At 43.2% G+C, this 26,921-nt stretch carries 23 protein-coding genes, 4 tRNA genes and 1 pseudogene; 8 read left to right on the top strand and 20 right to left on the bottom strand.

Annotated elements, in window-relative coordinates; all coding sequences use genetic code 11:
• Positions 1 to 531: 531 nt before the first annotated feature.
• The 5 genes from PGZ10_RS10990 to PGZ10_RS10970 all read right to left on the bottom strand — a co-directional run bounded on the left by PGZ10_RS10990 (position 532) and on the right by PGZ10_RS10970 (position 3,654).
• Positions 532 to 617: transfer RNA gene (locus PGZ10_RS10990), tRNA-Leu, on the bottom strand.
• A gap of 68 nt (positions 618 to 685) precedes the next feature.
• Positions 686 to 767, bottom strand: a tRNA-Tyr gene (locus tag PGZ10_RS10985).
• Between the two features lie 90 nt (positions 768 to 857).
• Positions 858 to 1,772 carry a C39 family peptidase gene (locus PGZ10_RS10980; protein ID WP_182438672.1) on the bottom strand — a complete coding sequence of 305 codons (915 nt, stop codon included), beginning with the start codon at positions 1,770 to 1,772 and terminating at the stop codon, positions 858 to 860.
• Between the two features lie 389 nt (positions 1,773 to 2,161).
• A complete protein-coding gene (locus PGZ10_RS10975; protein WP_270541449.1) occupies positions 2,162 to 2,917 on the bottom strand; it encodes a tRNA threonylcarbamoyladenosine dehydratase in 756 nt (251 codons plus the stop codon).
• 74 nt (positions 2,918 to 2,991) lie between these two features.
• Positions 2,992 to 3,654, bottom strand: a complete 663-nt coding sequence (locus tag PGZ10_RS10970; protein ID WP_270541447.1) for a 4'-phosphopantetheinyl transferase family protein — start codon at positions 3,652 to 3,654, stop codon at positions 2,992 to 2,994.
• A 234-nt stretch (positions 3,655 to 3,888) separates the two neighbouring features.
• On the opposite strand from PGZ10_RS10970, the gene asnB reads away from it, so the two are divergent.
• The 3 genes from asnB to PGZ10_RS10955 all read left to right on the top strand — a co-directional run bounded on the left by asnB (position 3,889) and on the right by PGZ10_RS10955 (position 6,649).
• Positions 3,889 to 5,724 (top strand): asparagine synthase (glutamine-hydrolyzing), encoded by a 1,836-nt coding sequence (gene asnB, locus PGZ10_RS10965; RefSeq protein WP_270541446.1) that lies wholly within the window; start codon positions 3,889 to 3,891, stop codon positions 5,722 to 5,724.
• A 362-nt stretch (positions 5,725 to 6,086) separates the two neighbouring features.
• The gene (locus PGZ10_RS10960; protein ID WP_055155989.1) at positions 6,087 to 6,368 is read left to right on the top strand and encodes a type II toxin-antitoxin system RelB/DinJ family antitoxin; all 282 of its coding nucleotides are present in this window, start codon (positions 6,087 to 6,089) and stop codon (positions 6,366 to 6,368) included.
• The gene (locus PGZ10_RS10955) at positions 6,365 to 6,649 is read left to right on the top strand and encodes a type II toxin-antitoxin system YafQ family toxin (RefSeq protein WP_118219318.1); all 285 of its coding nucleotides are present in this window, start codon (positions 6,365 to 6,367) and stop codon (positions 6,647 to 6,649) included. The genes PGZ10_RS10960 and PGZ10_RS10955 overlap by 4 nt, the downstream gene beginning before the upstream one ends.
• Before the next feature lie 74 nt (positions 6,650 to 6,723).
• Here the strand turns inward: PGZ10_RS10955 and PGZ10_RS10950 are convergent, their stop codons facing one another.
• Positions 6,724 to 7,668, bottom strand: a complete 945-nt coding sequence (locus tag PGZ10_RS10950) for an AEC family transporter (protein ID WP_270541445.1) — start codon at positions 7,666 to 7,668, stop codon at positions 6,724 to 6,726.
• A 137-nt stretch (positions 7,669 to 7,805) separates the two neighbouring features.
• On the opposite strand from PGZ10_RS10950, the gene PGZ10_RS10945 reads away from it, so the two are divergent.
• Positions 7,806 to 7,880, top strand: a tRNA-Pro gene (locus tag PGZ10_RS10945).
• A 114-nt stretch (positions 7,881 to 7,994) separates the two neighbouring features.
• On the opposite strand, the gene PGZ10_RS10940 is transcribed toward PGZ10_RS10945, so the two are convergent.
• Together PGZ10_RS10940 and PGZ10_RS10935 are read right to left on the bottom strand one after the other, a co-directional pair.
• A complete protein-coding gene (locus PGZ10_RS10940; protein WP_055297628.1) occupies positions 7,995 to 8,567 on the bottom strand; it encodes an HD domain-containing protein in 573 nt (190 codons plus the stop codon).
• 236 nt (positions 8,568 to 8,803) lie between these two features.
• A complete protein-coding gene (locus PGZ10_RS10935; protein ID WP_117558134.1) occupies positions 8,804 to 10,036 on the bottom strand; it encodes a replication initiation protein in 1,233 nt (410 codons plus the stop codon).
• Positions 10,037 to 10,858: 822 nt separating this feature from the next.
• On the opposite strand from PGZ10_RS10935, the gene PGZ10_RS10930 reads away from it, so the two are divergent.
• Positions 10,859 to 12,226, top strand: a complete 1,368-nt coding sequence (locus PGZ10_RS10930) for a sodium-dependent transporter (protein WP_270541444.1) — start codon at positions 10,859 to 10,861, stop codon at positions 12,224 to 12,226.
• Between the two features lie 214 nt (positions 12,227 to 12,440).
• A tRNA-Lys gene (locus tag PGZ10_RS10925) sits at positions 12,441 to 12,513 on the top strand.
• A gap of 206 nt (positions 12,514 to 12,719) precedes the next feature.
• Here PGZ10_RS10925 and PGZ10_RS10920 read toward each other — a convergent pair.
• The 10 genes from PGZ10_RS10920 to PGZ10_RS10875 all read right to left on the bottom strand — a co-directional run bounded on the left by PGZ10_RS10920 (position 12,720) and on the right by PGZ10_RS10875 (position 21,915).
• Entirely contained in the window at positions 12,720 to 13,334 is a 615-nt protein-coding gene (locus PGZ10_RS10920) for an adaptor protein MecA (protein ID WP_270541443.1), read from the bottom strand.
• A gap of 121 nt (positions 13,335 to 13,455) precedes the next feature.
• Complete coding sequence (locus PGZ10_RS10915) at positions 13,456 to 14,073, bottom strand: V-type ATP synthase subunit D (protein ID WP_008371109.1); 618 nt, start codon at positions 14,071 to 14,073, stop codon at positions 13,456 to 13,458.
• A gap of 12 nt (positions 14,074 to 14,085) precedes the next feature.
• The gene (locus tag PGZ10_RS10910) at positions 14,086 to 15,459 is read right to left on the bottom strand and encodes a V-type ATP synthase subunit B (protein WP_008371111.1); all 1,374 of its coding nucleotides are present in this window, start codon (positions 15,457 to 15,459) and stop codon (positions 14,086 to 14,088) included.
• A 14-nt stretch (positions 15,460 to 15,473) separates the two neighbouring features.
• Positions 15,474 to 17,285 (bottom strand): V-type ATP synthase subunit A, encoded by a 1,812-nt coding sequence (locus PGZ10_RS10905; RefSeq protein WP_082421065.1) that lies wholly within the window; start codon positions 17,283 to 17,285, stop codon positions 15,474 to 15,476.
• Positions 17,236 to 17,826 carry a V-type ATP synthase subunit E gene (locus tag PGZ10_RS10900; protein WP_055248772.1) on the bottom strand — a complete coding sequence of 197 codons (591 nt, stop codon included), beginning with the start codon at positions 17,824 to 17,826 and terminating at the stop codon, positions 17,236 to 17,238. Before PGZ10_RS10900 ends, PGZ10_RS10905 begins: the two co-directional genes overlap by 50 nt.
• A 25-nt stretch (positions 17,827 to 17,851) precedes the next feature.
• On the bottom strand, positions 17,852 to 18,160 hold the full coding sequence (locus tag PGZ10_RS10895; RefSeq protein ID WP_008371119.1) for a V-type ATP synthase subunit F: 309 nt from the start codon (positions 18,158 to 18,160) through the stop codon (positions 17,852 to 17,854).
• A 2-nt stretch (positions 18,161 to 18,162) separates the two neighbouring features.
• Positions 18,163 to 18,597: an ATP synthase subunit C gene (locus tag PGZ10_RS10890; RefSeq protein ID WP_270541442.1), complete on the bottom strand. Its 435-nt coding sequence runs from the start codon at positions 18,595 to 18,597 to the stop codon at positions 18,163 to 18,165.
• A 25-nt stretch (positions 18,598 to 18,622) separates the two neighbouring features.
• Positions 18,623 to 20,557, bottom strand: coding sequence for a V-type ATP synthase subunit I (locus PGZ10_RS10885; protein WP_270541441.1), 1,935 nt, complete (start codon positions 20,555 to 20,557; stop codon positions 18,623 to 18,625).
• Entirely contained in the window at positions 20,554 to 21,600 is a 1,047-nt protein-coding gene (locus PGZ10_RS10880; protein WP_008371124.1) for a V0D/AC39 family V-type ATPase subunit, read from the bottom strand. The genes PGZ10_RS10885 and PGZ10_RS10880 overlap by 4 nt, the downstream gene beginning before the upstream one ends.
• Positions 21,601 to 21,603: 3 nt before the next feature.
• Entirely contained in the window at positions 21,604 to 21,915 is a 312-nt protein-coding gene (locus tag PGZ10_RS10875; RefSeq protein WP_117823995.1) for a hypothetical protein, read from the bottom strand.
• A 215-nt stretch (positions 21,916 to 22,130) separates the two neighbouring features.
• Here PGZ10_RS10875 and trmB point away from each other — a divergent pair, with 215 nt between their 5' ends.
• Both trmB and PGZ10_RS10865 read left to right on the top strand, forming a co-directional pair.
• Complete coding sequence (gene trmB / locus PGZ10_RS10870) at positions 22,131 to 22,787, top strand: tRNA (guanosine(46)-N7)-methyltransferase TrmB (RefSeq protein ID WP_008371128.1); 657 nt, start codon at positions 22,131 to 22,133, stop codon at positions 22,785 to 22,787.
• A 342-nt stretch (positions 22,788 to 23,129) separates the two neighbouring features.
• Positions 23,130 to 23,453, top strand: a complete 324-nt coding sequence (locus PGZ10_RS10865; RefSeq protein WP_008371132.1) for a thioredoxin family protein — start codon at positions 23,130 to 23,132, stop codon at positions 23,451 to 23,453.
• A gap of 60 nt (positions 23,454 to 23,513) precedes the next feature.
• Here the strand turns inward: PGZ10_RS10865 and glgB are convergent, their stop codons facing one another.
• Both glgB and PGZ10_RS10855 read right to left on the bottom strand, forming a co-directional pair.
• The gene (glgB, locus tag PGZ10_RS10860) at positions 23,514 to 25,559 is read right to left on the bottom strand and encodes a 1,4-alpha-glucan branching protein GlgB (RefSeq protein ID WP_270205809.1); all 2,046 of its coding nucleotides are present in this window, start codon (positions 25,557 to 25,559) and stop codon (positions 23,514 to 23,516) included.
• A 180-nt stretch (positions 25,560 to 25,739) separates the two neighbouring features.
• Positions 25,740 to 26,921 (bottom strand): annotated as a pseudogene (locus PGZ10_RS10855) (hypothetical protein); the annotation flags it as partial.

Raw genomic sequence — 26,921 nt, 5'->3', positions numbered from 1 at the left:
CCAAAACCACATATGCTCTGTTAACGTATCATAACTGTATATTTTTTTGGCTTCCTTAGGGAGGCTTATTTCTGGTGTCATAATACAGGACTGAATTATAAATTCTATGTGTTTCTATGTGTACACGCTATCCTATTATAAATAGAGTGTCATAATTAAAAGTCCATATAGAGTTGACGCGCTTTGTTCAACCAGAAAAAATCGAAATTGATGCAAACGAAAGGGCAGTTAATGAAAAGTCTCCATACTGCTTTTTCGTTTGCACCACCTTCGATTCTTTCCTTAACGATTTTACAATGCTTCAACAGCTTTTGACGGAAATAATCTTACAACCCTTAGTTATTTAATGGGACATAGCGAAACAGCTACAACATTGCATTACTTGCGGAATGTCAATAAGAGGAAGAATGACAGGCTTGCTTTTCAGAATCTTGGTATTTCATCATAAAGTGTTCAAAGGTGTTCAAACTTTTTGAAACAAAAAAATAAGAGAAACGCTGTAAATTCAACGTTTCTCCTACTTTTTACTAATGCCGCAGACCGGAATCGAACCGGTACGGGTATCACTACCCACGGGATTTTAAGTCCCGGGCGTCTGCCAGTTCCGCCACTGCGGCAAGAGATGCTCATACGGTTTTTGCGAAAAGCATACGCGCTCTGCACTGTCTTTTCAACCTCGCATCAATGGGCGGAGGTGGATTCGAACCACCGAAGCAAATTGCAGCAGATTTACAGTCTGTCCCCTTTGGCCACTCGGGAATCCACCCATTTTGTCTCTCGACAATATCTATTTATATCATAAATAAAAGAAAAGCGCAAGGGAATTTATCCAATTCTCCTGCACTTTTTCCAAATTTTTATACCCAGAATGACCACGCTGCATTCATCTGATTTATAATTGTATTCAGATCCCATTTCTTACGACTGTTGATCTTACTGTTCGGATCATTGATCAGTACCTTGCCCTCCTCTGTCAGCCCGGAAAGGACGATAAAATGTCCCTGGTTTGTAAAATCACCCGGTCCCATACTGCAGATGATCGGATGTCCTGCCGAAAGCTCGGATTTGAGAGTGTCTTCTGACCAGTTTGTAAGCTGTGCAGATTTTATTCCAAGTTCTGAAGCTCCTGCAGTCATAAGCGTCCAGTCTGTTCCGACTCCATCTACATAATATCCCATATTGACACTCATATCTGCCACATACTTCGGTGTAAATGAAGTATTGCCTGTAAGTCCTGTCGCCACCATGGAAAGGCTGGTCGGTCCGCATCCACCCATTCCGATATTCTCGGAACCATAAGATGCATATCCCCATACTTCGCTCCACTGGAAATATACCGGAATATGGTTCTGAATTCTGTAATCTTTCAAATCTACCGCCTGAAGTCCCTGCGCACTGAGTTCTTCCTCTGATCGTGCTGACTGTTCCGGATAATCAATCACCCACTGCAGTGCTTCCTGATGATCAAACAGCCATGTCAGCAGATCATCGGAATACTTTTCTCTGTTCAGAATGATTTCCTTCGTCTCCGGGTTTTTCTTATATAATTCGCCCAGCTGGTCTTTATACTGGTCAGAATCCAGCACCTCCTGGACTTTCTCAGCTTCTATCTCTTCTGGTGTCTTTGTTTCTGTTTCTGTCTTTGTCTTGGCAGAGGATGTCTTTTTTGCAGATTTCTTTGCATTTCCACTTCCACAAAGCATCAGGATCACAGCCAACACGATAATTCCTGCTGCTGCAAAAATGCCTGCTTTATATAGCTTTCTTTTCATCCTTCGTACTTCCCGCTTGCGCCTCGCCATTTTTTTCTGGCGCTGCTCCGCTCTTTTCCTGTCTTCTCTCATCATATGTCTATGGTTCTTCCTTCCTTAAACGATATCTCGTTAATGTTTGTTCCCTTTTTACGCATATTTCAGCCTTACTTTAACATATTTCTTCATGAGAAAACAGTCTTTTCCGACAAGTTTAGAATTTTTTAAGTTTAAAGCTCTGTATAATTACTCTCCAGAGTTACCTCTGTTTTCTGATCTCCGATACAGATCGTATAAGATTTTCCGGAAAATCTGTGAAAAAAAATGAAACAAAAAAGCCAGGCATTTGCTGCAAGTTCTGACAGCAAATGCCTGGTTTTGATATGCGCCCCGCAGGGGCGCCCGCGATTTTATTTTGCACAGAGATCCTTCACTACTTCCCCTGCGATAATCAGTCCGACTACAGATGGCACAAATGCCACACTTCCCGGAATATCTCTTCTCTCCGTACATTTATGCTTTGCTCCTGGCGGACAGATACAGTGGTTTCTGCAGCTGATTGCCATGTCCTCGATTGGTCTGGTCGGTTTCTCTTCTGAATAAACAACTTTCAACTTCTTAACATGACGCTTCTTTAACTCCCGGCGCATAACTTTTGCAAGCGGACACATCTGTGTCTTATAGATATCAGCCACTTTAAATGCACTTGCATCCAGCTTGTTTCCGGCTCCCATACTGCTGATGATCGGCACATTCATTGCCTGCGATTTCATGACAAGCTCAATCTTTGCAGTCACCGTATCAACTGCATCAACTACATAATCATACTCATCAAACGGAAATTCATCTGCATTTTCCGGAAGGAAGAAGCATTTGTGGATCCGCACATTCACGTCCGGATTGATTTCCAGCATTCTCTCCTTCATAACATCTACTTTGTATTTCCCTACCGTCTTTCTAGTTGCAATGATCTGACGGTTTAAATTGGTCAGACATACCTTGTCATCATCGATCAGGTCAAATGCCCCGATTCCGCTTCGTACCAGTGCCTCACATACATAACCGCCGACTCCGCCGATTCCAAATACGGCAACTCTTGAATTCTTCAGTTTATCCATCGCCTCTTTGCCAAGAAGCAGTTCTGTTCTCGAAAATTGTGTAAGCATCTTCTTCTCCTTCTTCTCTCATAAAATACCTGTAAACTCTTAACCAATCCACTTCTTGTTTCATTGGCTTATTTTCAATCTTTAAGTTCCACAATCATTTCTCTTTTGTAAATATCTGTCATATCCAAAATATTTTCGTCAAAATTCGGATTCGTTGAGCACACCGCAATCCTTGCTCCATCTGTCTGATATTCTTTTAAATAATAAGCTTCCCGGATCTCTTCCGGCTTCCTTAAAAAAAACGGATCTCCCTGCTTCGGAATCTGGATCTCGCTGGTATTCAATCCCATCACAAGGCCTTTGCGCGTCGCTTTTAAAAAGCTTTCTTTTAAAACCCAGTAGCGGTAAAACATTTCCGTCTGCTCCGCTTCATCTGCATTCCGGATTCTCTCATATTCAGAAGAACAAAAATATTTTTCTGCCAGCCTTTCATGATATTTCCGCATGCATTCGATGTCGCAGCCTACCCGCTCTCCGGATACGCCTGCGCTGCACAGAACATATTTCCCAGAATGTGATAAATTAAAGGACTGCCCTGCATCTTGCGGTATCTTGTGTCTCTCCTGTATCTTCATCCAAAGATACCATGCACCTACGCTTTGAGCCTGATCCTCCCTGTGCTTCAGCCGGTCTGCTTTTTCCTGTCGGAACGCCGGAACTTTTTTATAAATTTTTTGATAATTTTTCTCATTAAGCAGATCAGATATATCTGCCAGGAAAGTTTTTACCTTTTCCATTTCCCGGATTCCCCTTTTCTTTGCCGGCTTTTACACATTTATCCGCATTTTTCACTATATAACACCTGTAAAAAATATGCAAGGAATATCCTACTGATTTTATTGGATATTCCTTTCCGGTTTTTATCCCTTGTTAATCTTATATAGACTATGGTATAATAAATAAATCTACAGGCAAAATTAAGTTACTATAATATTTTTAATATGTATCAATTCAGAAAGGATGTGCAATTTATGTGTGGATTTGCAGGCTATTATGGCACCGGCGATTTTAATAGAGAAGAAGTCATCGACCAGATGGGTGAACGCATTGCCCACCGCGGACCTGACAGCAAGGGAAGCTTTGTTGATGACTATGTAGCCCTTGGCTTCCGCCGTCTGAGTATCATCGACCTTGAAGGCGGATCTCAGCCGATTCACAGTGCAGATGGCAAACATGTCATTATTTTCAACGGAGAGATTTACAACTATCAGGAAATCCGTAAAGAACTGATTGAGAAACACGGATGTCAGTTCCAGACAAACTCCGATACAGAAGTTATTCTTCAGGGATACAAAACCTATGGTGAAAAAATTGCTTCTATGCTCCGCGGAATGTTCGCATTTGTAATTTACGATAAAGAAACTCACAACTTATTCGGAGCAAGGGACTACTTCGGAATCAAACCATTCTACTATGCACAGATGAATGGAAGCCTTTTATTTGGTTCTGAGATTAAGTCCTTCCTGGCTCACCCACATTTCCATAAAGAGGTCAACAAAGATGCTCTCAAGATGTACCTGATTTTCCAGTACACCCCACTTCTTGAAACCATGTTCAAAGGTGTATTCAAACTAGAACCGGGAACATACTTCACTTATGATGGAAAAGAACTTAAGAAAACAAAATACTTCGATCCGACTTATGCAAAGAAAGACCGCAGCTTTGACGAGACAGTAAAACTCATCGGTGAGACAATTCAGGATTCTGTTGATTACCATCAGATTGCTGATGTAGAAGTAGGATCTTTCCTTTCAGGTGGTGTTGATTCAAGCTACATCGCATCTACTGTAAAACCGATGAAGACCTATTCCGTAGGATTTGAAGTCGGCGGATTCGATGAGACAACCTTCTCCAAGGATCTGTGCGATATCCTTCATATGAGCAATGCAAAGAAAGAAATCTCTTCTGACGAATTTTTCGATGCTCTGCCGGAGGTTCAGTATCATTCCGATGAACCACATGCCAACCTTTCCGCTGTACCGCTGTACTATCTGTCACAGCTCGCAGCCAAAGATGTAAAAGTAGTCTTAAGTGGAGAAGGCGCAGATGAGATGTTCGGTGGATACGAGACATATATCCCAAGCAAATCCGGTGATATGTACCGCAAGATCGTACCGGCATCTATCCGTAAAAAACTCGGAGACTGGGCAAAACACCAGCCAGACAAGAGAGGACTTAACTTCCTCAAGAGAAATGCAACTTCCGTAGAAGATTCCTACATCGGCCAGGCATTCATCATGGACAACGAAGAAGCAGATGAAGTACTCTCTCCTGCATATAAGAGCAAGATGCGCTACCAGGACGTAACCAAACCGTACTTCGACCAGGTAAAAGATCAGGACGACCTTCATAAAAAGCTCTTCCTCGATATGCATCTGTGGCTGCCACACGACATCCTGCTCAAAGCAGATAAGATGACAATGGCACACTCCCTCGAACTGCGTGTACCATACCTCGACAAAAAAGTCTGGGAACTCGCCCGCAGCATCGACAGCAAATACTGCGTAGACGGCATGGAAACCAAAAAAGCCTTCCGTACCTCCGCCCTCTCCCACATCCCAATGGACTGGGCAAAACGTAAAAAACTCGGATTCCTCGTACCATTCAGAGTATGGCTCCGAGAAGATAAATACTATAATAAAGTAAAAGAAATGTTCCAGAAAGACTTCGTATCCGAATTCTTCAATCAGGAATTACTGCTGAAATGGCTGGAAGATCATAAGAATAAAGTCGGAAATTATCATAGAAAGATTTATACCGTATATTCATTCTTACTGTGGTATGAACAGTACTTTGTCCTCAGATAGAGCAGTGCCAAAATAAAAAAATAGCCAAATTTCATGCTCGCATGAAAATTTGGCTATTTTTTAATTTTGATAGAGCGATAGCTCGCACAGCGAATGAACCGCCAGGTTCACGAGCTGTGGTGCACTGCTCCTCCCCTAAATCATTCGACCAACAAACCCCTTTTACCTACAACACACATCCATCCAAGGGGAACAGCGCCAGCGCCTTCCCCGCCCCTGGCACCATCCTCCCAAGCGAACAGCGCCAGCGCCTTCGCGCCCCTCTAACAGCAGCTCATATATAATGTATTTTTTTGTGCAATATATTGATATTTTCGTGCATTTGCCATATAATATCTATATCATAAAAAGAGGTGATTACTATGGCAAAATCAACAACAAGTAATATCAGCATTCGTATGGACAGCGATCTCAAAGCTGCAGCCGAAGCTCTTTACGAAGAACTCGGTATGAATCTCAGCACAGCTTTCAATATTTTTGTCCGCCAGTCTCTCCGCGAAAGAGGAATTCCTTTCAAAATTACAGAAGGAACTCCAAGTAAAGAAACCGTCTCTGCTATGCTTGAGGCAGAAAGGATTGCAAAAGATCCTAACATCAAAGGATATCATGATGTTAATGAACTTTTTGCAGATCTTGATTCATGACAAAATATGAAATCAAAAATACCACTCAATTTAAAAAAGATTACAAACTTGCAAAACGACGCGGTCTTAATTTAGAACTTCTAAAAGAAATCGTCACCAAACTTGCAAACGGCGAGAGCCTGGATCCTAAACACAAAGATCATCCATTATCCGGCAATTGGGTTGGACACCGAGAATGCCACATCTTACCAGATTGGCTGCTCATCTATCGCTACGATGATGATGTCCTTGTCCTCACTCTTACTCGAACCGGCAGTCACAGCGACTTATTTAATCTTTAAAAAATAGAAGCAACTAGTCAATGGTGTGCTACCACAATTCCCATTTTAACTAGCTGCTTCTATTTTTATTCTTCTTACACCAACCCAAATGACCTCAACACATCCAGCCACATCGTAAGCGTAAACGCACTCAACAACGTCGTCATCATAATCACTCCGGAACTAAGCGTCCCCTCATGTCCCATATTCCTTGCCATAACAAAACAGCTGACCGTCGTAGCAGATCCAAGCATCACCAGAATCGCAATCAACTCTTCATTCCTAAATCCAAGAACTGCTGCTACCGGCAAAAAAACCGCACAAAATCCAACCAGCTTCATAAACACTGCCACAATTGTCGGCTTCATTTTCGATGTCGCTTTCCTCAACTCAAATGTCGCTCCCATCGACATCAGACCCAGCGGCGTCGCTGTCGCCCCGATATTGGATACAACCTTATGTAAAATTGTCGGCATCGGAAGCTTAAGTGCAGACCAGACAAATCCCGCCACAATTCCAATAATGATCGGATTCGTTGCAATCCCCTTCAGCGTTTTCTTTACCAGCGCCTTATCAAAAGAATTATTCCCCGGTTTAAACACTGAAAGCACCACAACCGCCATAATATTATAAAGCGGCACACTGCCGATGATCATAAGCGGTGCCATTCCCGCAGTTCCGTAAATATTCTGGATAAAAGCAATTCCAAGAAGCGCCGCACTGCTCCGGTAAGTCGCCTGTATAAATTCGCCTTTAATGCTCCGATCTTTCCACAGCAGTGAAATCAAAGTTGATATCGTAATACTGATCGCCGTCACCATAAAACAAAAAAGAATAAACTTAATATCCCATACTTCCGAAAAATCCACGGTCGCCAGCTGTTCAAACAGCAACACCGGAAGCGGAACCAAAAATACAAACTTGTTCATCTTTGCCGCAAAGACTTCATCCATCCACCCCAGTTTTCTGAATAACATTCCAAGTAACATCATCAAAAAGATCGGAATCGTTGCATTCAAACTGAAAATTAAATTTTCCATAATCGTTCCTCATCCTACTCATTTATATTTGCATATCGTTATTTTGAACTCTTTCCAGAAACCTGTCAACAGCATTTTCTCACATCAAAAGAATGATTGAGATTTAAAACAATTTATACTATAATGAAATAACACTTCGGGGTATGGCTCAGCTTGGTCAGAGCGCACGGCTGGGGGCCGTGAGGTCGCAGGTTCGAATCCTGTTACCCCGATTTATAATTAAATTTTTACTTATCATATATAGAAAATAAGCCGGGACATTCGCCCCGGCTCAGCATGAATATGTAGTATTACATTTCCAATGCAACTATTATGAAAATTTTTTATTAGTCTTTCTGTTTGCTTTCTTCAATCTTCCGCTTGGAATCTTTCCTCACTTCATCCCGAAGCCTTTGGATATATTCCGTAAACTTACATTCTTCATTCCCATACGTCATCTGAAGATCATACTCCAACGGAATCCATGTCGAGATATCCGCCTCATTATGCTGGATCAGCGCCTCCAGCTTATCCAGTGATTTATAAAGCCTCGCCTCCTGTGTCTCCATCGCTTCCATCTCTTCAAATAATGCCTTCCATTCTGCACGGACCGGTTCCGGAAGTATATCCGTCAGCTGCTCCACCTTTTTATTCTCAACCTTTCGGTCTTTATCCGTCTTTTCAAATGCCGGAATATCTCCGGTGATCGCCTCACCCATATCATGGATCAGACACATTTTTATCACCTTATCCATATCCAGCTCCGGAAATTCATCCCCAACCAGCATTGCCATCAAAGCCAGCCGCCAACTGTGCTCTGCCACACTCTCCAACCTGCCACTTGAAGTATACGAATGTCTGGTGTTACATTTCAGTTGTTCCGCTGTCTTTAAAAAATCCAGCAATCTTCTTATTTCCATAATTTTCTTCCGTTCCTCCATAATTTAAGATACCAGGGTCAAAAGGTCAGAAAGCTGATGCAAGCTTGCTTGCAAAAGGATTTTTGACCTCTTGATCCCAACATCTAATTTAATTTTCCATCATAAAATAAGACAATCGAGTAGGCTGACTCCTACTCGATTCGTATACTTTGTACACTATCTCGCTTAACTTGTGTACCATTTAGGTAATAACTCTGCTTTTCGCAGAAAATACCCTACTCTTTTTTCACTTTTTCGCGCTCTTCTATGTATTCCTGATAAAGATCCAGTGTCATCTGCGCTTCTTCCAGCGTCTTTCCTTTGAACTTGGATACTTTTTCGTTCTCATACCACTTTTCTTCGATACATTTTCTGAGCCATCCGACCAGATTATTGATGTATGCCTGCTCCTGTGACAGCTTAAAAGCTTTCCGGATCACATCCGGCTGGTTATCGGATACCTGAAGCAGCACCTTAATCTCCTGAATCGTGATCGGTTCATTTCCAAAAATATCAGCAACTTCTAAAATCAGTTTTTCATTAACCGGAGTTTTCTTTGCAGCCAGTACATTTGGCGCAATCTCTTCGCCCTCTTCTTCTCCGGATGGCATACGCTGAAGATCTGAATGATGGATACACTTCGGATTCTTCTTCACAAAGAAACGGATTCCTGTAACCTTTCCGCCCTTCCCGCTCTTAACCGGCTCATAATCAAAGCAGATCTCGGAATACTCGGATTCTTCCAGCTCTTTTTTCGCAACTTCAAGTACTTTTCTACGGAAATTACGCCAATCTTCAAACGGTGCATCCTTAATCTCTGCAAGCGCTTCTTCAAAACGTCCCTGCTCAACAAGACGTTTTACTGCTTTAGATGCATTTGCATCCACTACATTCAGTGTAAATTTAAGCTCTGCGATCGTGTATGGATTCTTCGGCGGTCTCGGTACGATCAGTTGGTCACACTGTTCCCTGTCAAAACGATAATACTGGGTTCTCAGGATTTCGTAAACACGGGTTGTGAACAGGGATTTAAAAGAGCACAATACATCAAGACTCATACGGGTATAGTCTTTTTTCAGGTTATAGATATGAGGTTTCATCTCTTTAGTAAATCTGGTTGTAAACACACCATCTCTATATTCACATTTATTCACTACATTGAACATGATGAAGTTCTCTTTTTCGTCGTCCTCGATACTTACTACATGTCCCAATGTCTCTTTTGATACTTCTTTCAGACGGGAATAGATGGAGTTTCCTGTTATATGAAGATAATTCTTAACATCCTTGGTGGAAACCTTTGCGATCAGCTCACCGTCTTCTACATATGCTTTTGCGATTGCAATATTAAGAAGCTTTCTTTCAAATAATGATGTACTGGATTTACTTTCGATCAGCACATTGGACCGGGAGACCGTATCACGATCCAGCAATTGTTTCTCTTTTGGTTTTTTCTGTGTTTCCTTCATCGCTCATACCCCTTAATTGTTTTCTTCTGTATTATTGTGTACTTTTGAGGTGTATTAAAATCCCCTCTACACCCCATATAATCCCTTATTGTGTACCATTCGGGGTAACCAACCCCTTTATATTGGGGATTTGTGTACCAAAAAGGAACACCCTCCCCTAAAAAGTACCCCATAAAATGGGGTTTCTGCCTTTTTTTACGTTTTGTGTACGTTTAAGGTGTGTATTGTTCTTTTCGTGTACCATTAAGGTACCTTTTTTGATAAAAATTGTGTACCAAAACGGTACGTCTAGGTTGATTATATACAAGAACCCCCCTCTTGTAAAGCCTTTTTTTAAATTTTTTCGACACTTGTGTACAGAAAAGGTAAAATCGCCAACCCTTCAAGTACACTGCGTAACCCCGCAAAGTAAACAACAATCCCCATATATGTACACCTCTTTGCCCTCTGAAGTAAACAACCTACCCCGTTTCCGTACACAAAATATGCCCCGAAATGCGTCAACCACGGGCTTTTTCAGCCCTCCTAATATAAACAAAGGAATTTTAATAAGCTGTTGTTATCTTTAATATATATATACATGCAAATTTTTACCCCAAAAGGTACACATCTGGCGATTTCGTGTACTAAAAAGGGGAAAATTAAAATTATCAGGTAGCTTCGCCAATGAAAATATAAACAATCATAGACAATTTCCCAGTAATTCAGTATAATTCCTCTGTGGATATTCTGGAAAAAAGTTGTCCACAAGCTTGTCGAAAAATGGGGATAAGTATCATTTTGGCAAGTTATCCACAATTTAATAGAATGAGAGGATTTTTTATGCAACGAGAAAAATTTTCTTCAAGACTCGGATTCATCCTTATTTCTGCAGGATGTGCGATCGGTCTTGGTAATGTCTGGCGTTTTCCTTATATTGTAGGAAAATATGGTGGAGCAGCATTTGTTCTTATTTACCTTGCATTTTTACTGATTCTTGGACTTCCGATCATGGTAATGGAATTTTCTGTCGGAAGAGCCAGTAAAGTAAGTGCGGCGCTTTCCTTTGACCGTCTGGAGCCAAAAGGAACGAAATGGCATTGGTATAAGTTTGGAGCTATGGCCGGAAACTATCTGCTGATGATGTTCTACACAACAATTGCAGGCTGGATGGTCCAGTATTTCATTAAAATGGCGACTGGTGAATTTGAGGGAAAGGATACTGCAGCTGTTGCAGGTGTTTTTTCCGATATGCTTGCAAAACCTGGAGCAATGACTTTCTTTATGATCATTGTTGTTGTTGGATGTTTTGCAATTTGTGGAATGGGGCTTCAAAATGGAGTGGAAAAGATCACAAAGGTTATGATGCTGCTTCTGCTTGCACTGATGTTGATCCTTGCAGTACGTTCTGTAACGCTTGATGGGGCTTCTGAGGGGCTTCGCTTCTACCTGGCACCGGATTTCCACAAAGTCGTGGAATATGGCTTATTTGACACGATTTTTGCCGCTATGGGACAGGCTTTCTTCACATTAAGCCTTGGAATCGGCGCAATTGCTATTTTCGGAAGCTATATCGACAAATCCCGCAGTCTTACAGGAGAAGCAGTCCTGGTAACACTTCTGGATACCTTTGTTGCTTTGATCGCGGGTCTGATCATTTTCCCGTCATGCTTCGCATATGGGGTGGATCCGGGAGAAGGCCCGAGCCTGATCTTTATCACACTTCCGAATGTATTTAATTCCATGGCAGGCGGAAGAATCTGGGGAGCCTTATTCTTCTTATTTATGATTTTTGCTGCGGCATCGACCGTAATCGCTGTTTTTGAGAACATTTTATCCTTTGCCATTGATTTGACCGGATGCAGCCGGAAAAAGGCTGTAATCGTCAATATCGTGGTTGTGGCGGTACTTTCCATGCCTTGTGTTCTCGGATTTAATGTATGGAGTGGATTTATGCCGTTCGGAAAAGGTTCCGGAGTACTGGATCTGGAGGATTTTCTGGTAAGTAACAACCTGCTTCCACTTGGAAGTCTGATCTATCTTCTGTTCTGTACAAGCCGTTATGGATGGGGATGGAAGAACTTCCTGAAAGAAGCGGATACCGGAGAAGGATTGAAATTCCCGAAATGGGCGAAATTTTATGTAAGCTATATCCTGCCGCTGATTGTATTATTTATCTTTGTACAGGGATATATCAGTAAATTTATGTAGGATAAGAAAAAACCACCCTAAAAGGTACACAAAAAAGATCATGTGTTCGAATTTCGGACGGTACACATGATCTTTTTTATATGTGCCTTGGCACATTCTTTGTCAGCAAAAAAATCTATTTAAAAAAATTTTAAAATTTATGAAAAAAAAGCTTGCATTTTTTATAGCTGTCTTATATAATAAATCTTGCGTTACGGAAAACCGAATAATGTATGCGCTTTTAGCTCAGTTGGTAGAGCAGTAGACTCTTAATCTATTTGTCCAGGGTTCGAATCCCTGAAGGCGCAGTATCAGCACTGTTTTTGATGAATTAGCATCGGGGACGGTGCTCTTTTTTTAGAATCTGTTTCTACAGATGGAGACATATGTAACAAATGAAGACATATGTAAAAGTAATCGTTTATTTCATTTGTGGAAAGTTACTGGATATGTGGAAAAATAAAGGAAAATCTATTTCGTGTACTAAAAAGGGGACTATTTTAGTCCCCTTCTACTACATCTTGCATAAAATATCGATTGCATCCTTGTTCAGGAGGCATTTTTCATGTTCATTCAGATAAGCTTCAGAAATTGCATCTTTTTCGATCATGCCACCGAATTCACCGGCGGATACGATGCGCTGAGCCTTTTTATTGCCGTCTTCTGTATTCGGGAAGTCTACCATCAGGTAGTAGACACCGTCATCTTTATACAGACGGCTTTCTGATGCCTGGCCGTATCCAAGGATCTTGCAGAAGTCGATTGCATTATCCAGACTTGGAAAGAGAATCTGCCAGCGAACGGTCTCTTTCTCACTGCTGTCAGGCTCAATCAGCATACCGGAAGCTTCAGAACCATCTTTTTGGATGGATTCCAGAGAATTCTCAGCCTGGCAGGAGATCGACAGCATCAGGCTCCGGTCAGGAAGAAATGCACCGTAAAATCCCTGGATTCCATTGTCTGTGTTAAGCCCAAGGACTTCTTTCCCTTTCTTGAGAAGAAGATTCAAAAATTCTTCGGTACGCTCCCTGTCCTGTGTCAGATCTTCCAGTGAGTAGCCAAGTGCGGCAATCTCTGCTTCTGTGATAAGGCAGTTCATTCTGGTGTCGGATACTTTCCAAAAAGTCATATGCTCACCCCCTGATTTGTAAAATCTATTGCTTTTGTAATCTTATTTGTTCTATAAGTTATATAACAAAACGGGTGTAGTGTCAATATATTTTCTATATTTTATGATTTTTTCAGAAATATTATTTGTTTTTCATTCGTTTGATCACTTTCAGTCGGGTAAATTCTTCCCGTTCCTTCTCTTCCAGTGCATTTGTAATCGTATATACGAGATTGTCATACATCGGAATCGTAATATTTTTCAGGGCATTTGCCCTTTTCTGTGTCTTTTTGATACTTGAAGCCAGCCGGTACGCTGCATTTTCTACCTCAGAAAGCTTGAGTGTCAGCTCTTTAACACGGCAGAATGCATCACGGGCGATATCGATGGATTCTCTGGAAGTACTGAATGCATAGGTTGGTCTGGTATTTTCTTTTTCGTACTTCACTTTCGGGATTTCTGTTCCCATAATGCTTCGCGTCTGGATGCGGATAGAATCCTCAATCGGAACTGTATAGGCAAGTTCTTCTACTGTACTGATCCCGTGCTCGATATTCGCCCTCTGAAGGCACTGATAGGCATAGGTGAAGGTTTTATCGATTTCTTCCTGAATATCCTTTGCTTCGTCGATTAAGCCCATCAGCTCGCGGATCAGAATGTTCCGCTTCTTGTCCATCAGCTCATATCCCTGTCTGGCAAGTGTCAGTGAATTTTTCGCAAGTATCAGATTTCCCTTGGTGGGAAATGAACGTGGATCCATAGACTTCCCTCCTTAGCCTTTGTAGTATACGTCAAGAATCTTGGTATCGACACGGTCAAGTTCTTCTTTTGGAAGGATTCTAAGCAGTTCCCAGCCAAGATCCAGGGTTTCCTCGATGGTACGGTTTTCATTCGGTCCCTGGCCGATATAACGCTCCTCGAATGCCTTTCCGAATTCCAGGTATTTTTTGTCAATCGGAGAAAGCTCGTCTTCTCCGATAACGGAAGCAAGATTCCGAGCCTCTCCTACTTTAGCATATGCAGAGAAAAGCTGGTTTGCCAGGTCCTGGTGGTCTTCCCGGGTATATCCTTTTCCGATACCGTCTTTCATCAGACGGGACAGGGACGGAAGAACGCTGATCGGCGGGTAGATTGCCTGTCCGTGAAGATTCCGGTCAAGTACGATCTGTCCTTCGGTGATATAACCGGTCAGGTCAGGGATCGGGTGGGTAATGTCATCATTTGGCATGGTCAGGATCGGGAGCTGTGTGACAGAACCATTTACTCCTTCTACGATTCCTGCACGTTCATATAAGGTGGCAAGTTCACTGTACAGATATCCCGGATATCCTTTACGGCTTGGGATTTCTCCTTTGGAAGAAGAAACCTCACGCATGGCTTCTGCAAAGGAAGTCATATCGGTAAGAATGACCAGAATGTGCATATTTTTTTCAAATGCAAGGTATTCAGCGGCGGTCAGCGCAACCTTCGGGGTGATCAGACGCTCGACGACAGGATCGTTGGCAAGGTTCAGGAACATTGCCACATGGTTTGCAACACCGCTTTCCTCAAAGGTTCTGCGGAAGAAATCAGCTACGTCATGCTTGACACCCATTGCGGCGAATACGATGGCGAAATCCTCATTCGTGCTGCCGCCAAGAGAAGCCTGCTTTACGATCTGTGCGGCAAGCTGGTCGTGCGGAAGACCGTTGCCGGAAAAGATCGGCAGCTTCTGTCCACGGATCAGTGTGGTCAGTCCGTCAATCGCAGAAATTCCGGTGCGGATATAGTTACGAGGGTATTCACGTCTGACCGGATTTAACGGAAGTCCGTTGACATCGCGCACCTCTTCAACCGTGATCGGTCCAAGGTCGTCGATCGGTTCGCCGATTCCGTTAAAGGTTCTTCCAAGCATTTCTTCGGACAGACCGATTTCCATCGGATGTCCGGTAAGTCTGGTGTGGGTATTGTTAAGAGACATATTTTCCGTGCCTTCAAATACCTGGATGATTGCTTTGTCCTTGTAGACCTCCACAATACGTCCCATTTTGTGTTCTTTGCCGTTTACGACAAAATCTACGATTTCATCATAAAAAGCATCCTGAACGCCTTCCAGCGCGATCAGAGGGCCGTTAATGCTGCTGAGGCCTAAATATTCAATTGCCATTTTATTTTCCCTCCTTACGCGTTCTTTTCCATGATGCGGTCATGGAAAGCATCAATATCTGCCAGATACTGGTCAAGAAGCTGAAGATTGTCATTTGGAACATCGTATTTGATCGCAATGACACGTTCAAAAATATTTTCCTCCTTGAGGACAGACATTGGCATATTCATGGCTACCAGTTCGCGGCAGCGTTTGTATAAATATAAAATGATTTCCATCATTTTGTACTGCTTCTGCAGAGAGACACAGGTATCATCCTTGTGGAATGCATTCTGCTGCAAAAATCCGAGACGGATGACTCTTGCAATTTCCAGAACCAGTTTCTGATCGTCCGGAAGTACATCACTTCCGATCAGCTTTACGATTTCCATCAGGCTGCTCTCCTGGTTCAGAAGTGCCATGATGCGGTTGCGGTAGTCAACGAATTTGGGTGATACATTGTCGTGGTACCAGGCGGCGAGATCGGTCAGATACTCGCTGTAGCTGGTCAGCCAGTGGATCGCCGGAAAATGTCTTGCGTAGGCAAGGCTCTTGTCCAGGCCCCAGAAGCAGCGGACGAAACGTTTGGTGTTCTGTGTGACCGGCTCGGAGAAATCGCCTCCCTGAGGCGATACGGCGCCGATAATGGTCACGGATCCGTCACTGCCATTTAAGTTATGCATCATGCCTGCGCGCTCGTAGAAAGCAGACAGACGGCTGGCAAGGTAAGCCGGGAAACCTTCTTCTGCCGGCATCTCTTCCAGACGGCCGGAAAGCTCACGTAAGGCTTCCGCCCAGCGGGAAGTAGAGTCTGCCATGATCGCTACGTCATAACCCATGTCACGGTAATATTCAGCCAGGGTAAGTCCGGTATAAATACTTGCTTCACGGGCAGCTACCGGCATGTTGGAGGTATTGGCGATCAGAGTGGTTCTGTCCATCAGCGGATTGCCGCTCTTTGGGTCCACAAGCTCTGAAAACTCTTCCAGCACCTGTGTCATTTCATTTCCACGCTCGCCGCAGCCAATATAGATGATAATATCGGCATCGGACCATTTGGCGATCTGGTGCTGGGTCATGGTTTTTCCGGTACCGAATCCGCCTGGGATTGCGGCAGTTCCACCCTTTGCAATCGGGAACATGGTATCCAGGATCCGCTGTCCGGTGATCAGAGGGACACTTGCCGGGAAACGGTAGCTTGTCGGGCGCGCCTTACGGATCGGCCAGTGTTGTATCATGTTGAGCTGTTTTTCTGTTCCGTCGGAAAGCCGCAGAGTGACAAGTGTATCTTCAATCCGGTATTCTCCGTCCGACGCGCAGCAGATTACTTCACCTTCCACATCCGGCGGAACCATACATTTGTGTACGATCGCACTGGTCTCCGGAACCTCCGCTATAATATCTCCGCCATGAAGGTAATCTCCTTTGGCCACGGTGATGTGGGTATCCCATAATTTGTCGCGGTCAAGCGAATCAACGCTGACGCCGCGGGTGATAAATGCACCGCCGCCCACATTTGCGATCTGCTCAAGCGGGCGTTCGATTCCGTCAAAAATATTGTTCAGGATTCCAGGTGCCAGAGTTACAGATACCGGACTTCCGGAAGCCTCTACGATTTCTCCCGGTTTCAGCCCGGAAGTCTCTTCATAGACCTGAACAGTCGTGATGTCTTTGTCCAGGGAAATAACTTCGCCAACCAGCTTTTCCTTTCCCACATAGACCATTTCCGACATCATGAATCCGGTGTCACCCTTCAGATAGATGACCGGACCGTTTATTCCATAAATAGTTGCTGTCTTATTCAATTCCTGCACCTCCTGCTGCAAAACTGAACTGATGATATTCATAATCGACTGCAGCCTGGAAGCTGTGATCGATCAGAATATTACGGCCTCGGATTACAGCACGCATACCGCCCATAAAATCATATTCACTGATGGTGATCGTCATGCCGGTACGTTTTTCCAGTTCTGTCTGTTTCTCCTTATCAGAAGGAGAAATATAAATGGTCATCTCCTCGCCATCTGCAAAGCGTGCGGCTTCGCGGATTTTGCTGCAGAGATAGTCCAGATATTCGTCTGTTTTTGTAAAGTCAGAAAGAAGTTCCTTTACTTCATCAAACAGCCTGACTTTTAATTCATTTTGTGTTTTGCCAAGAGCACGTTTCAGTTCGGTTTCGGCTTTTGCCGCAGCTTGATTTACCTGCCTTCTGGCTCTTAAGGTCTCGGATTTGATACGGACCTCAGACTGTGCGGTCGCTTCTTTTTTATGCTTTTCAAATAAAGATTCAAGCGCTTTTTTGTGATTGTCAATGATCGCATTTCCTTCAGAACGGGCTTCAGTCATGACCGTTTCCTGTAAATGCGCTATTTTCTCTTCAAGCGTCATTGTCTCACCTTCTATGCCTTTCTAGTTAAAGTTTCAGTCCAATCGCTTCATTGACGTATGAGGTAATGAAATCCTTTTTACGTCCTGTTCCGTGTCTGTCCGGAATTTCGATCAGAAGAGGCATCTTTCTTTTTAACTTGATCTCATCGATGAGATCCGGAAATTCTCTTCCAAAGCGTTCCGTCAGAAGAATGATACCGATCGACTTGTCGTTCATGGCAGTTTCCAGCGCATCACGCAGCTCCTGCTTTTCATGAACTACGACACCGTCCACGCCGGCAAGCCGCATTCCGGTATAAGTATCCACGTTGTCACTGATCAGATACATTTTCATGATTACAGTCTGCTGATGATCATGAAGGAGATGATAAGACCGTACAGGCATACACCTTCTGCAAGACCTACGAAGATAAGGGATTTACCAAGGACGCTGGAATCCTCGCTGATAGCTCCAAGAGCTGCGCTTGCTGCACTTGCTACGGCAATACCGCCACCGATGCAGGAAAGACCGGTAACAAGAGCTGCTGCAATGTAACCAAGACCGGTTGCAAGACCTGCGCCTGAGGCAGCGGCGTCTGCCGCATGTACCGGTACACTTCCAAAGAGCATGATCCCTGCTACAAGGAAGGTTCCAAAGTAAGAAAGAACATTGAAGGCAAGTGCACATTTATAACGTCCTTTATTTTTTTCTCCGAGCAGGTAATATCCGAATGGAATGAAAATGCTTAAAACCAGTGCGGCAATGAGAATAAGTTTAGTTGTTAAAGTCATGATAATTTCCTCCTAAAATGAAAAACTAATTTTTTGCAGTACCTGTATAAGGTTTAAATTCGCGGCCGCTGCCTTTGTAGAAACGGCTGAACATCTCGTAATAGACAAGTCTCAGGACCTGGATTCCAACGATCAGTCCTTCGAATCCACATACAAACAGGTTGCCGAGTACGATCACTACCCAGTTAATATGTCCGCTTTCGGCACCGGCAAGCATCAGTACAACCTCCATGATGGAAGCGTGGCTGACTGCGAATGCACCGATACGGATAAAGGAAAGCGTATTTGAAAAATAGCTGAGCAGGGTTTCAAATAATTCAAAGAATGCCTGGGTGACAAACATTGCTTTGCTTTGTTCCATTTTTTCGGTTTTCTTTTTGATCTTGTTCGTCAGCGGCTCTTTCAGTGCGATCAGAAGAAGCGGTACTCCGAACATCACTGCAAGAACGATTCCACCCGGCAGAGAGTGACCTGTCATGAAAAGAACGATGCAGGTAACTGCTGCCCCGTAGAATATCAGCCCTGCCACGCCGTTTGCATCAAACCAGGTTGTTTCGGTATCTTTGGCACGGATGCCGTTGATAATATGGAAAATCATAGAAATCAGGATGATTCCCATACCAAAAGCAATCGATACGATAAATACAGTATTCAGCTTTCCGATAAACGGTAAGGTGGTCATATGATTGATCGGTCGGATCCATTTGGCTTCTATAATGTCTTCAAATCCAAACACACTTCCAAACATAAATCCAAAGAAGGTGGAGAAGATTCCGGCAAGTGATACGATTCCGGCAAGGTTCATTTTCTTTGTGAAATACAGGATCGCACCGCCGATAAAGAGCAGCAGTCCCTGACCGACATCCCCGAACATGGCGCCGAAGATAAAGCTGTACATGATACCTACAAAAATGGTCGGATCCATCTCACCGCTCTTGGGAAGTCCGTACATCTTGATGAACATTTCAAATGGTTTGAAAAGCTTTGGATTCTCAAGCTTGGTAGGAGGTTCTCCAAAATACTGTTCCCGGTCCTCTTCTACTACGATATAAACCTTGTCATCTCCCTGTGCCTCTTTGATAAATGCATTTGCATCTTCTTCGGACATCCAGCCGCAGAGGATGTAGTATTCTTCCTGCTCGTCTGTCTCGGTTCGTGCCGCAAATTTCCGAATATCAAAGTTATCGGAAAAACGTTCCAGCTGAATTCTTGCACCGAGTAGTCTGGAAGCGTTCTTGCGGAACATCTCCTGACGTTTATCCTTCACTGCCTGGATTTCATCGGTCAGATTCTGGACTTCTTTATCCAGGCTCCGGTAAGCTTCCAGCGGGGTTCCGCCAAAGTCTTCCAGCAGATCGACTTTTTCAAAGTGGAGAGACCGCATAATCGAATCGACCTTTCCTGCATCAGCATCCGATACAAAATAAACGCCATAGACATAAGAGGCATCTCTGGAGCCTTCCAGAAATAATGCATCAATGTCTTCAAGAAGCGCTTTTTCCAGCCGGTGATAATAATCCACATTGATTTTTCCAAATCTTGTGCGGATGTATTTGTACTGCATGATCTCATGCAGGTCAAAATCCAGAGAAGTAAAAGGTTCCAGGACTTTCATACGTGCCTGGATATTCTCTCTCTTTTTTTTCAGTTCTTCTTTTTGCTGCTGCAGATCCATGTAGTCATGATTGATAGAACGAATCATCTCAAGGATCTCGTCTTCGCTCTGATCAAAGGATGGCTCTGCTGGCATGTCTTTCATATATCCCAGAAACTGTGTCACTTTTGCGAGTGGATCACGGTAAGGGTTCATTTCCAGAAATGGCATCAGATTATCTACTGTCTTGAGCTCCGTGAGTGCATTTTCAAGCTGCATCTCATATTTGGAAAGATACCGGTTTGTCATGCGGTCGATGTCGGCGCGTGGTCCGGTAATGCTCAGGAACTTCATCTTAACAATCATTTCGCTGTTCCTCCTATATAAGTTAATGTCTCACGTGCAGGAAGTCCGTAGCGAACACATTCGAGCACAGTTGTAAGCTTATCAAGCTCCTCCTCTTTCAGAAAAAGATAGGTATTCACGGTTGCGATGGAATAAGGGTTACTTCTTCTGTCTGCCAGGTAGAGACGGTACAGGCAGTCTTTGTAAATCGTTTCGATGGACGCTGGTGTCTGAGTATCGGTGTGACGCAGATAAGGCGTTCTGGTAACCAGCTTTAAAAATTCATCGACAGACGGTGCTTCTACAAGATCCTTCAGCTGATCTACATGAATCCGGTAGTGTATCGGGATCAGCAGTGTGGAAATATCCGGCGGAAGCATGTTGTAATATTTTTTTGCACGGTAGATCCACTGCAGGTTCAGCAGGTCGATCTTTGCTCCGGCATCTCTGGTGAAAATTTCCAGTTCCTTATGCTTCAGAATCTTTTTGCGTTTCTTCCACATGGTTGTAAAATAGTACAGATTCAGTGCCAGATCGTAATCAAAAAGGGTAGGGTTCTCCGCATTTTCCAGACGTTTTAACGGCGCATAGTATTCTGTGCCCTTTAAATTTTCCACCAGCTCACCGATATTCCCCGAAGTGATCAGTTTATCGATGGAGAGATCCGAATATTTGTCGAAGAATATTTTCTTATGATCCAGATCAAAAGGCTTCTGATAGTGGTTGAATACAATACGCAGACAATAGTTGATCAGATTCATCTCGTAGCGCTTCAGATAAAGCTCCAGGAATTTTTTCTGATCCATTCCGGAAAAACGGTACAGGCGTGTATAATCACTGTAAAGTGACTGCACAAGAAGCTTCTCAATCTCACCGCGGTGAAGACGGTTTTCGTCCATATCTGCAAGGACATTCCGATATCCGGGATGTTCTTTGAGATAAGCAGCAACTTCGGTTACTGTATGAAATGCGGCGATGTTCTGGAAATCTTCATCAGTGAGCAGTTTCGCCTGCATGGCGCGTACTTTTGTTACGATGCCACTGTATGCAAGTAAATTTCCCATATGCTATCCCTCTATGATACGTCTGACAATTTTCTCGGCATATGCCGTATGCTTCTCTTCAAAATCTTTTTTAAGTTCTTCGATCGCTGTCTGGTTCTTGCGGTTCTGCCTTGCAAGAATCTCATCCATCTGACGTTTTAATCCTTTGTGGATATCGTTCAGCTCCTTTTGGGTGTGATCTTCAAGTTGTTTGTCGAATTGATTGCGTTCATTTTGAATGCGTTCTTCCAGTTCTGATTTCTCCAGTTCCGCGTGTTCCACAACAGCTTCGGCTGCGTGTTCGATTTCGGAGAGCTTTTTAACAATATGATCCATTGTCCGACTCCTTTCTTAAAAATTATTTATACATTTTTAATAATGCATACATATTCTACTACTTTAAATTAGAAAATTCTACTAAAAAATAAGAGAATATCATAAGAATATTTTATACAAAACTTATAAAATGTATTTTTGGGTTTTCAAATATTTCAGAATAGTATAAAATAAATAAGGTTATACATATTTTCACTAAAGGAAGAGAAAGATATATGAGGTTAAGAAATGTACCGGGAGCAGATGCTTATCTGACAGCTCATCCCCTTGTAATTAAAAATGAGACCAGATATCGCGGCACCTGGAAAGAGACTTTTCAGAATCCGGAGAATCCGATCCATATTGAGATCGGGATGGGAAAAGGACAGTTTCTTCTGACGCTTGCAAAGGAGAATCCATCCATCAACTATATCGGTATCGAACGTTATTCAAGCGTACTGCTTCGGGCGCTGGAACGCTTTGACAATGACGAGGAATACAAGGATGTCAATAATATTCGTTTTATCTGTATGGATGCGACAAATCTGCCGGAGGTTTTTGCTGTCGGAGAGATTGACAAAATTTATCTGAATTTTTCAGATCCGTGGCCGAAAGCACGTCATGCAAAGCGCAGACTTACTTCCAAGCAGTTTTTTGAGCGGTATGACAAGATCCTTGCCTTTGACGGAGTCGTTGAATTTAAGACAGATAACAGAGAGCTGTTTGACTTTTCACTGGAGCAGGTGGAGTTGGCAGGCTGGGTACTTCTGGCGAAGACCTATGATCTTCACAATGATCCGACACTCAGCAGAGGGAATGTTATGACTGAGTACGAGGAGAAATTTTCCGGGCAGGGACATCCGATCCATAAACTGATCGCAATGCGCCAGTAAGACAATTGAATAAAATGCAACAGGCAGATCATAAAGGCGCTGAGTGCGTAAGATGATTCCTGGCAATATAAGAGACAGCAGATACGGAGCAATCCGCACATCGGCTGTCTTTTTGCATATATTGTAGAAAGAGGAAATCAGGAAGGAACCGATATGCGGAAAAAGCATCATTTTCAGAATTGTATGCGGGGGTTTTGCTATAAGAATCCAAGATTTAATAAAAAGCTGATCTGTTTCAGAAATTCTTTTCAGGAAGTCTATAAAATCTTAAACCCGAAATGTGGATGCCACTAAATCCAGTCCTTTTTACATAGCCTGAGATGGCAGAAATGAGGAAAGTGTATGGGTATCGCATTGATCACGAAGGATTATGAAAATACAGTCGGAAAGCAGAGGATGCCGGTAATTGTGGAGTTTTACGCATCATGGTGTCCAAAGTGCGGAATGATGTATCCTGTTGTGGAAAGGATTGCCAGCCGGTATCAGGGAAAATGGATTTTTTATAAGATTGATATTGATATATCGAAAGAGATTGCAGAGTATATAGGCATTGAGATCGTACCGACGTTTGTGGTGTACAGAGATGGAAAAATCTGTGGATATACAACCGGAGTTCTTCCAGAAGAAACTCTGGAAGAACGAATCCGGGAAATGTTAAGAAAATAATTGGTGGAATCAATTATTCGTATGATGAATATTTTGCGCAGATTGCATTGACTTGCTATGTTAAAATTCGAATACAGCAACACCGTATGGCGGAAGATCGTAACCAAATGAATATGGTCTTCCATCACATTCCTGTTTCTTTGCTTTATATACTGCCGGGCGGGCTTTTCCGCTTCCGCCATACTGCAATTCATCACTGTTCAGTACCAGGCGGTACTGTTTGCCGCGTGGTACGCCGACACGGTACTCCGGTCGTTCGATCGGTGTGAAGTTACATACGAATAAAAGGTTCTTTTTTGCGCCCTTTGAATGACGGATGAAGCTGTAAATACTTCGTGAGCTGTCATCTGCATTGACCCACTCAAAGCCTTCCATGCAGGTATCCTGTTCATACATGGCTTTGTTGTGTGTGTAAAGATGCAGCAGGTCACGGTAGAAATTCTGGAGTGCCTGATGCTCCGGCTCTGCAAGGAGATACCAGTCAAGCTCACGCGCCTCGCTCCACTCGCGGAGCTGTCCGAAATCCTGTCCCATGAAGAGAAGTTTCTTTCCAGGATGTCCCATCATGAAAGCATAACCGACCTTCAGGTTGGCGAATTTCTCAAATCCAAGACCAGGCATCTTATTGAGCATAGAACATTTTAGATGTACCACTTCATCATGTGATAATACAAGAATATAATTCTCGCTGTATGCATAGGTTAAGGCAAATGTCATACCGTAGTGGTCGCCTTTGCGGAAATATGGATCCAGCTTCATGTATTCGGTAAAGTCATGCATCCATCCCATGTTCCACTTCAGGCTGAATCCAAGACCATCATCTTCCGGTTTGCCCGTTACTTTTGGCCATGCAGTGGATTCTTCTGCGATCATCAGTGCGCCAGGGTTACGTCCGGTAGTAACGGAATTCAGATGCTTGAAAAATTCGATTGCTTCCAGATTCTCATTGCTGCCGTATTTGTTGGCGATCCACTGACCGTCTTCTTTACCGTAATCAAGATACAGCATGGAAGCAACAGCATCTACGCGGAGACCATCGATGTGATAATGTTCGATCCAGAACAGTGCGTTGGCGATCAGGAAGTTCTTAACTTCTGCTTTACCATAATCGAAGATCTTGGTTCCCCAGTCCGGATGTTCCCCTTTCTTAGGATCTGCATATTCAAAGGTAGCTGTGCCGTCAAAATCAGCGAGTCCGTGTGCATCGCGTGGAAAATGTGCCGGTACCCAGTCAAGGATTACGCCAATCTTATTCTTATGGAAATAATTGATCATATATGCGAAATCTTCCGGCGTACCATAACGGGAGGTCGGAGCATAATATCCGGTCACCTGATATCCCCAGGAGCCGTCAAATGGGTATTCTGAAATTCCCATCAATTCGATATGAGTATACCCCATCTTTTTTATGTAGTCTGTAGCTGCATGCGCAAATTCACGGTAGCTGTAGAACCCCTCATCTTCACGTCCCGGATGGCGCATCCAGGAACCGATATGTGCTTCATAAATGGAAATCGGTGAGGAATGGAAATCCCATTCTGCCCGGTGCTTCATCCAGACACTGTCACTCCATTTTAAATGGGAGATATCAGCAATCCTTGAGGCAGTTCCCGGTCTCAACTCTGCACTGTTCGCAAATGGATCAGCTTTGTAAAGCTTATCTCCGGTCTGTGTCTCGATACAGTACTTGTAAAGCTGTCCGAGCTGTGCTTCCGGAACAAATGCGGTATAGATTCCAAGCGGTTCCTGACGCTTCATAACGTTTGCATCTTCACTCCAGCCGTTGAATTCACCGATTACGGAAACTGATCTGGCATGTGGAGCCCATACTGCGAAATATACGCCGGATTTTTTGCCATCTTTTACAAAATGTGCACCCATTTTTTTATAGATTTCATAATGGGTTCCCTGTCCGAATAAATATTGATCTAATTCGCCGATTCTATAATCAGCGGGTTTATCTTTTGTTACAGTTTTTACAGACTTTTTAGCTGTAGACTTTTTAGCAGCAGTTTTAGCAGCTGCCGGTTTTTTTACAGTAGATTTTTTTACGGCCGTCTTGTGGGTCGTGTTGGTCTGTTGTGCTGTTGTTTTTTTTACTGCCATCCCATTCACCTTCTATCAAAGATATTTAGGAATATTATACTAGAAATAGCGATAAAAAGAAAGAGTTTTGGACAACTTATACACTTCTTATGTAAGATGTCTAAAACTCTTTGTTTATAGTTATCGGTTTGGTCTGCATATACAAAAGAACGCGCCGGAAGCGCGTTCTTTGTAGAAATCTTATGATTTAAAATCATCTTCTTTCAGGATGATGTGGTCTGAATTATCAGTGCTTCTTCCAAATACCCGTTTCACAAGATGTTTTACATTTGCTTTCTGGGAATGTGAAATTGCTTCATCCATGATCTCTTTTACTTCTGCAACAGTAACCGCATGATCTTCTCTCTGCATCATATCGATCCGGCTGTATAATGCAAGGATTCCCATTTCATCGATACGGTATCCGTTTTCCTTAGCATAGGTCTGACCGAATGTAACCAGTTCATCATTGATGAATACCGGAAGCTCCAGTCTGGAAGTAAATTTACGTTTGAATTCGCGATGGGATGCAAACATTCTTTCCAGCGGTTTCTTCTGGTCTTCCAGAAGGAAGAGAAGTTCGCCGGTCTGTTCATCCATCATATCATTCAGTTCACGGATGGTTCTGTCATTCATCTTGGAAGCTTTTTCGATGATCAGTGCGCCACCGTTCAGCTTATCGATGATACTTCCGATGTCCTTTTTGTTCAGAGAATCACCGGTTACGATTGCAACTTTACCCTGTTTGAGTCTGCGCTGTTTCTGGATTGCTTTTACAATATCAACTGCGAGGACTGTTTTTCCGCTTCCCTTGCGGCCAAGGATCAGGATGTTGCCTGTGCGGGAAGTTCCATAACGGTTACGGCAACGTTTGTCGTTATCAAGGATTTCAACAAGCTGTTCACTGACACCACGGATCGGTACAAAGTAAGAGAACAGCTGCTTCTGCTCTTCAGTAAGTCCAAGCTTCAGTCCGATCTCACTTGTTGCACTCAGATCGTAACGACCCTGTACAACGAATCCGGTATCGAATTTACCCATGCGTTCGGTGATCTCATCTTCTGACGGTTCTTCGATTTCAAGAACTTCGTCAATATCAGGAGTTGGCGCTGATTTTGAAGTTTCTTTCTTTGGCTCAGGAGCCGGTTTCTCGTCAAATTCAAGATCAAGATAATCATCACTGCTATCTAATTCTTCTTCATCTTCAAAGGAATCAAGGTCTGCAAAATCACCATCATCTTCGTCAGAATCATGATCATCGATATCGAGAGCAGATTCTTTTTCAAAATCAAAATCCTCTTTATGATCTTCATCTAATTCATCATCGATCTGGTAGTCATCTTCGTCTTCATCCTCGTATTCCTCGTCGTCGTCATACTCGGA

The sequence above is a fragment of the Coprococcus sp. AF102-57 genome (assembly GCF_027686195.1).
GTDB lineage: Bacteria > Bacillota > Clostridia > Lachnospirales > Lachnospiraceae > Allocoprococcus > Allocoprococcus comes.
This window is presented reverse-complemented; position numbering and strand designations above follow the sequence as displayed.

Bases quoted from the DNA above. Each gene is read 5' to 3' on its own strand.
- PGZ10_RS10980 (WP_182438672.1), bottom strand. From the start codon at position 1,772: ATGAAAAGAAAGCTATATAAAGCAGGCATTTTTGCAGCAGCAGGAATT.
- PGZ10_RS10975 (WP_270541449.1), bottom strand. From the start codon at position 2,917: ATGCTTACACAATTTTCGAGAACAGAACTGCTTCTTGGCAAAGAGGCG.
- PGZ10_RS10970 (WP_270541447.1), bottom strand. From the start codon at position 3,654: ATGGAAAAGGTAAAAACTTTCCTGGCAGATATATCTGATCTGCTTAAT.
- asnB (WP_270541446.1), top strand. From the start codon at position 3,889: ATGTGTGGATTTGCAGGCTATTATGGCACCGGCGATTTTAATAGAGAA.
- PGZ10_RS10960 (WP_055155989.1), top strand. From the start codon at position 6,087: ATGGCAAAATCAACAACAAGTAATATCAGCATTCGTATGGACAGCGAT.
- PGZ10_RS10955 (WP_118219318.1), top strand. From the start codon at position 6,365: ATGACAAAATATGAAATCAAAAATACCACTCAATTTAAAAAAGATTAC.
- PGZ10_RS10950 (WP_270541445.1), bottom strand. From the start codon at position 7,668: ATGGAAAATTTAATTTTCAGTTTGAATGCAACGATTCCGATCTTTTTG.
- PGZ10_RS10940 (WP_055297628.1), bottom strand. From the start codon at position 8,567: ATGGAAATAAGAAGATTGCTGGATTTTTTAAAGACAGCGGAACAACTG.
- PGZ10_RS10935 (WP_117558134.1), bottom strand. From the start codon at position 10,036: ATGAAGGAAACACAGAAAAAACCAAAAGAGAAACAATTGCTGGATCGT.
- PGZ10_RS10930 (WP_270541444.1), top strand. From the start codon at position 10,859: ATGCAACGAGAAAAATTTTCTTCAAGACTCGGATTCATCCTTATTTCT.
- PGZ10_RS10920 (WP_270541443.1), bottom strand. From the start codon at position 13,334: ATGACTTTTTGGAAAGTATCCGACACCAGAATGAACTGCCTTATCACA.
- PGZ10_RS10915 (WP_008371109.1), bottom strand. From the start codon at position 14,073: ATGGATCCACGTTCATTTCCCACCAAGGGAAATCTGATACTTGCGAAA.
- PGZ10_RS10910 (WP_008371111.1), bottom strand. From the start codon at position 15,459: ATGGCAATTGAATATTTAGGCCTCAGCAGCATTAACGGCCCTCTGATC.
- PGZ10_RS10905 (WP_082421065.1), bottom strand. From the start codon at position 17,285: ATGAATATCATCAGTTCAGTTTTGCAGCAGGAGGTGCAGGAATTGAAT.
- PGZ10_RS10900 (WP_055248772.1), bottom strand. From the start codon at position 17,826: ATGACGCTTGAAGAGAAAATAGCGCATTTACAGGAAACGGTCATGACT.
- PGZ10_RS10895 (WP_008371119.1), bottom strand. From the start codon at position 18,160: ATGAAAATGTATCTGATCAGTGACAACGTGGATACTTATACCGGAATG.
- PGZ10_RS10890 (WP_270541442.1), bottom strand. From the start codon at position 18,597: ATGACTTTAACAACTAAACTTATTCTCATTGCCGCACTGGTTTTAAGC.
- PGZ10_RS10885 (WP_270541441.1), bottom strand. From the start codon at position 20,557: ATGATTGTTAAGATGAAGTTCCTGAGCATTACCGGACCACGCGCCGAC.
- PGZ10_RS10880 (WP_008371124.1), bottom strand. From the start codon at position 21,600: ATGGGAAATTTACTTGCATACAGTGGCATCGTAACAAAAGTACGCGCC.
- PGZ10_RS10875 (WP_117823995.1), bottom strand. From the start codon at position 21,915: ATGGATCATATTGTTAAAAAGCTCTCCGAAATCGAACACGCAGCCGAA.
- trmB (WP_008371128.1), top strand. From the start codon at position 22,131: ATGAGGTTAAGAAATGTACCGGGAGCAGATGCTTATCTGACAGCTCAT.
- PGZ10_RS10865 (WP_008371132.1), top strand. From the start codon at position 23,130: ATGGGTATCGCATTGATCACGAAGGATTATGAAAATACAGTCGGAAAG.
- glgB (WP_270205809.1), bottom strand. From the start codon at position 25,559: ATGGCAGTAAAAAAAACAACAGCACAACAGACCAACACGACCCACAAG.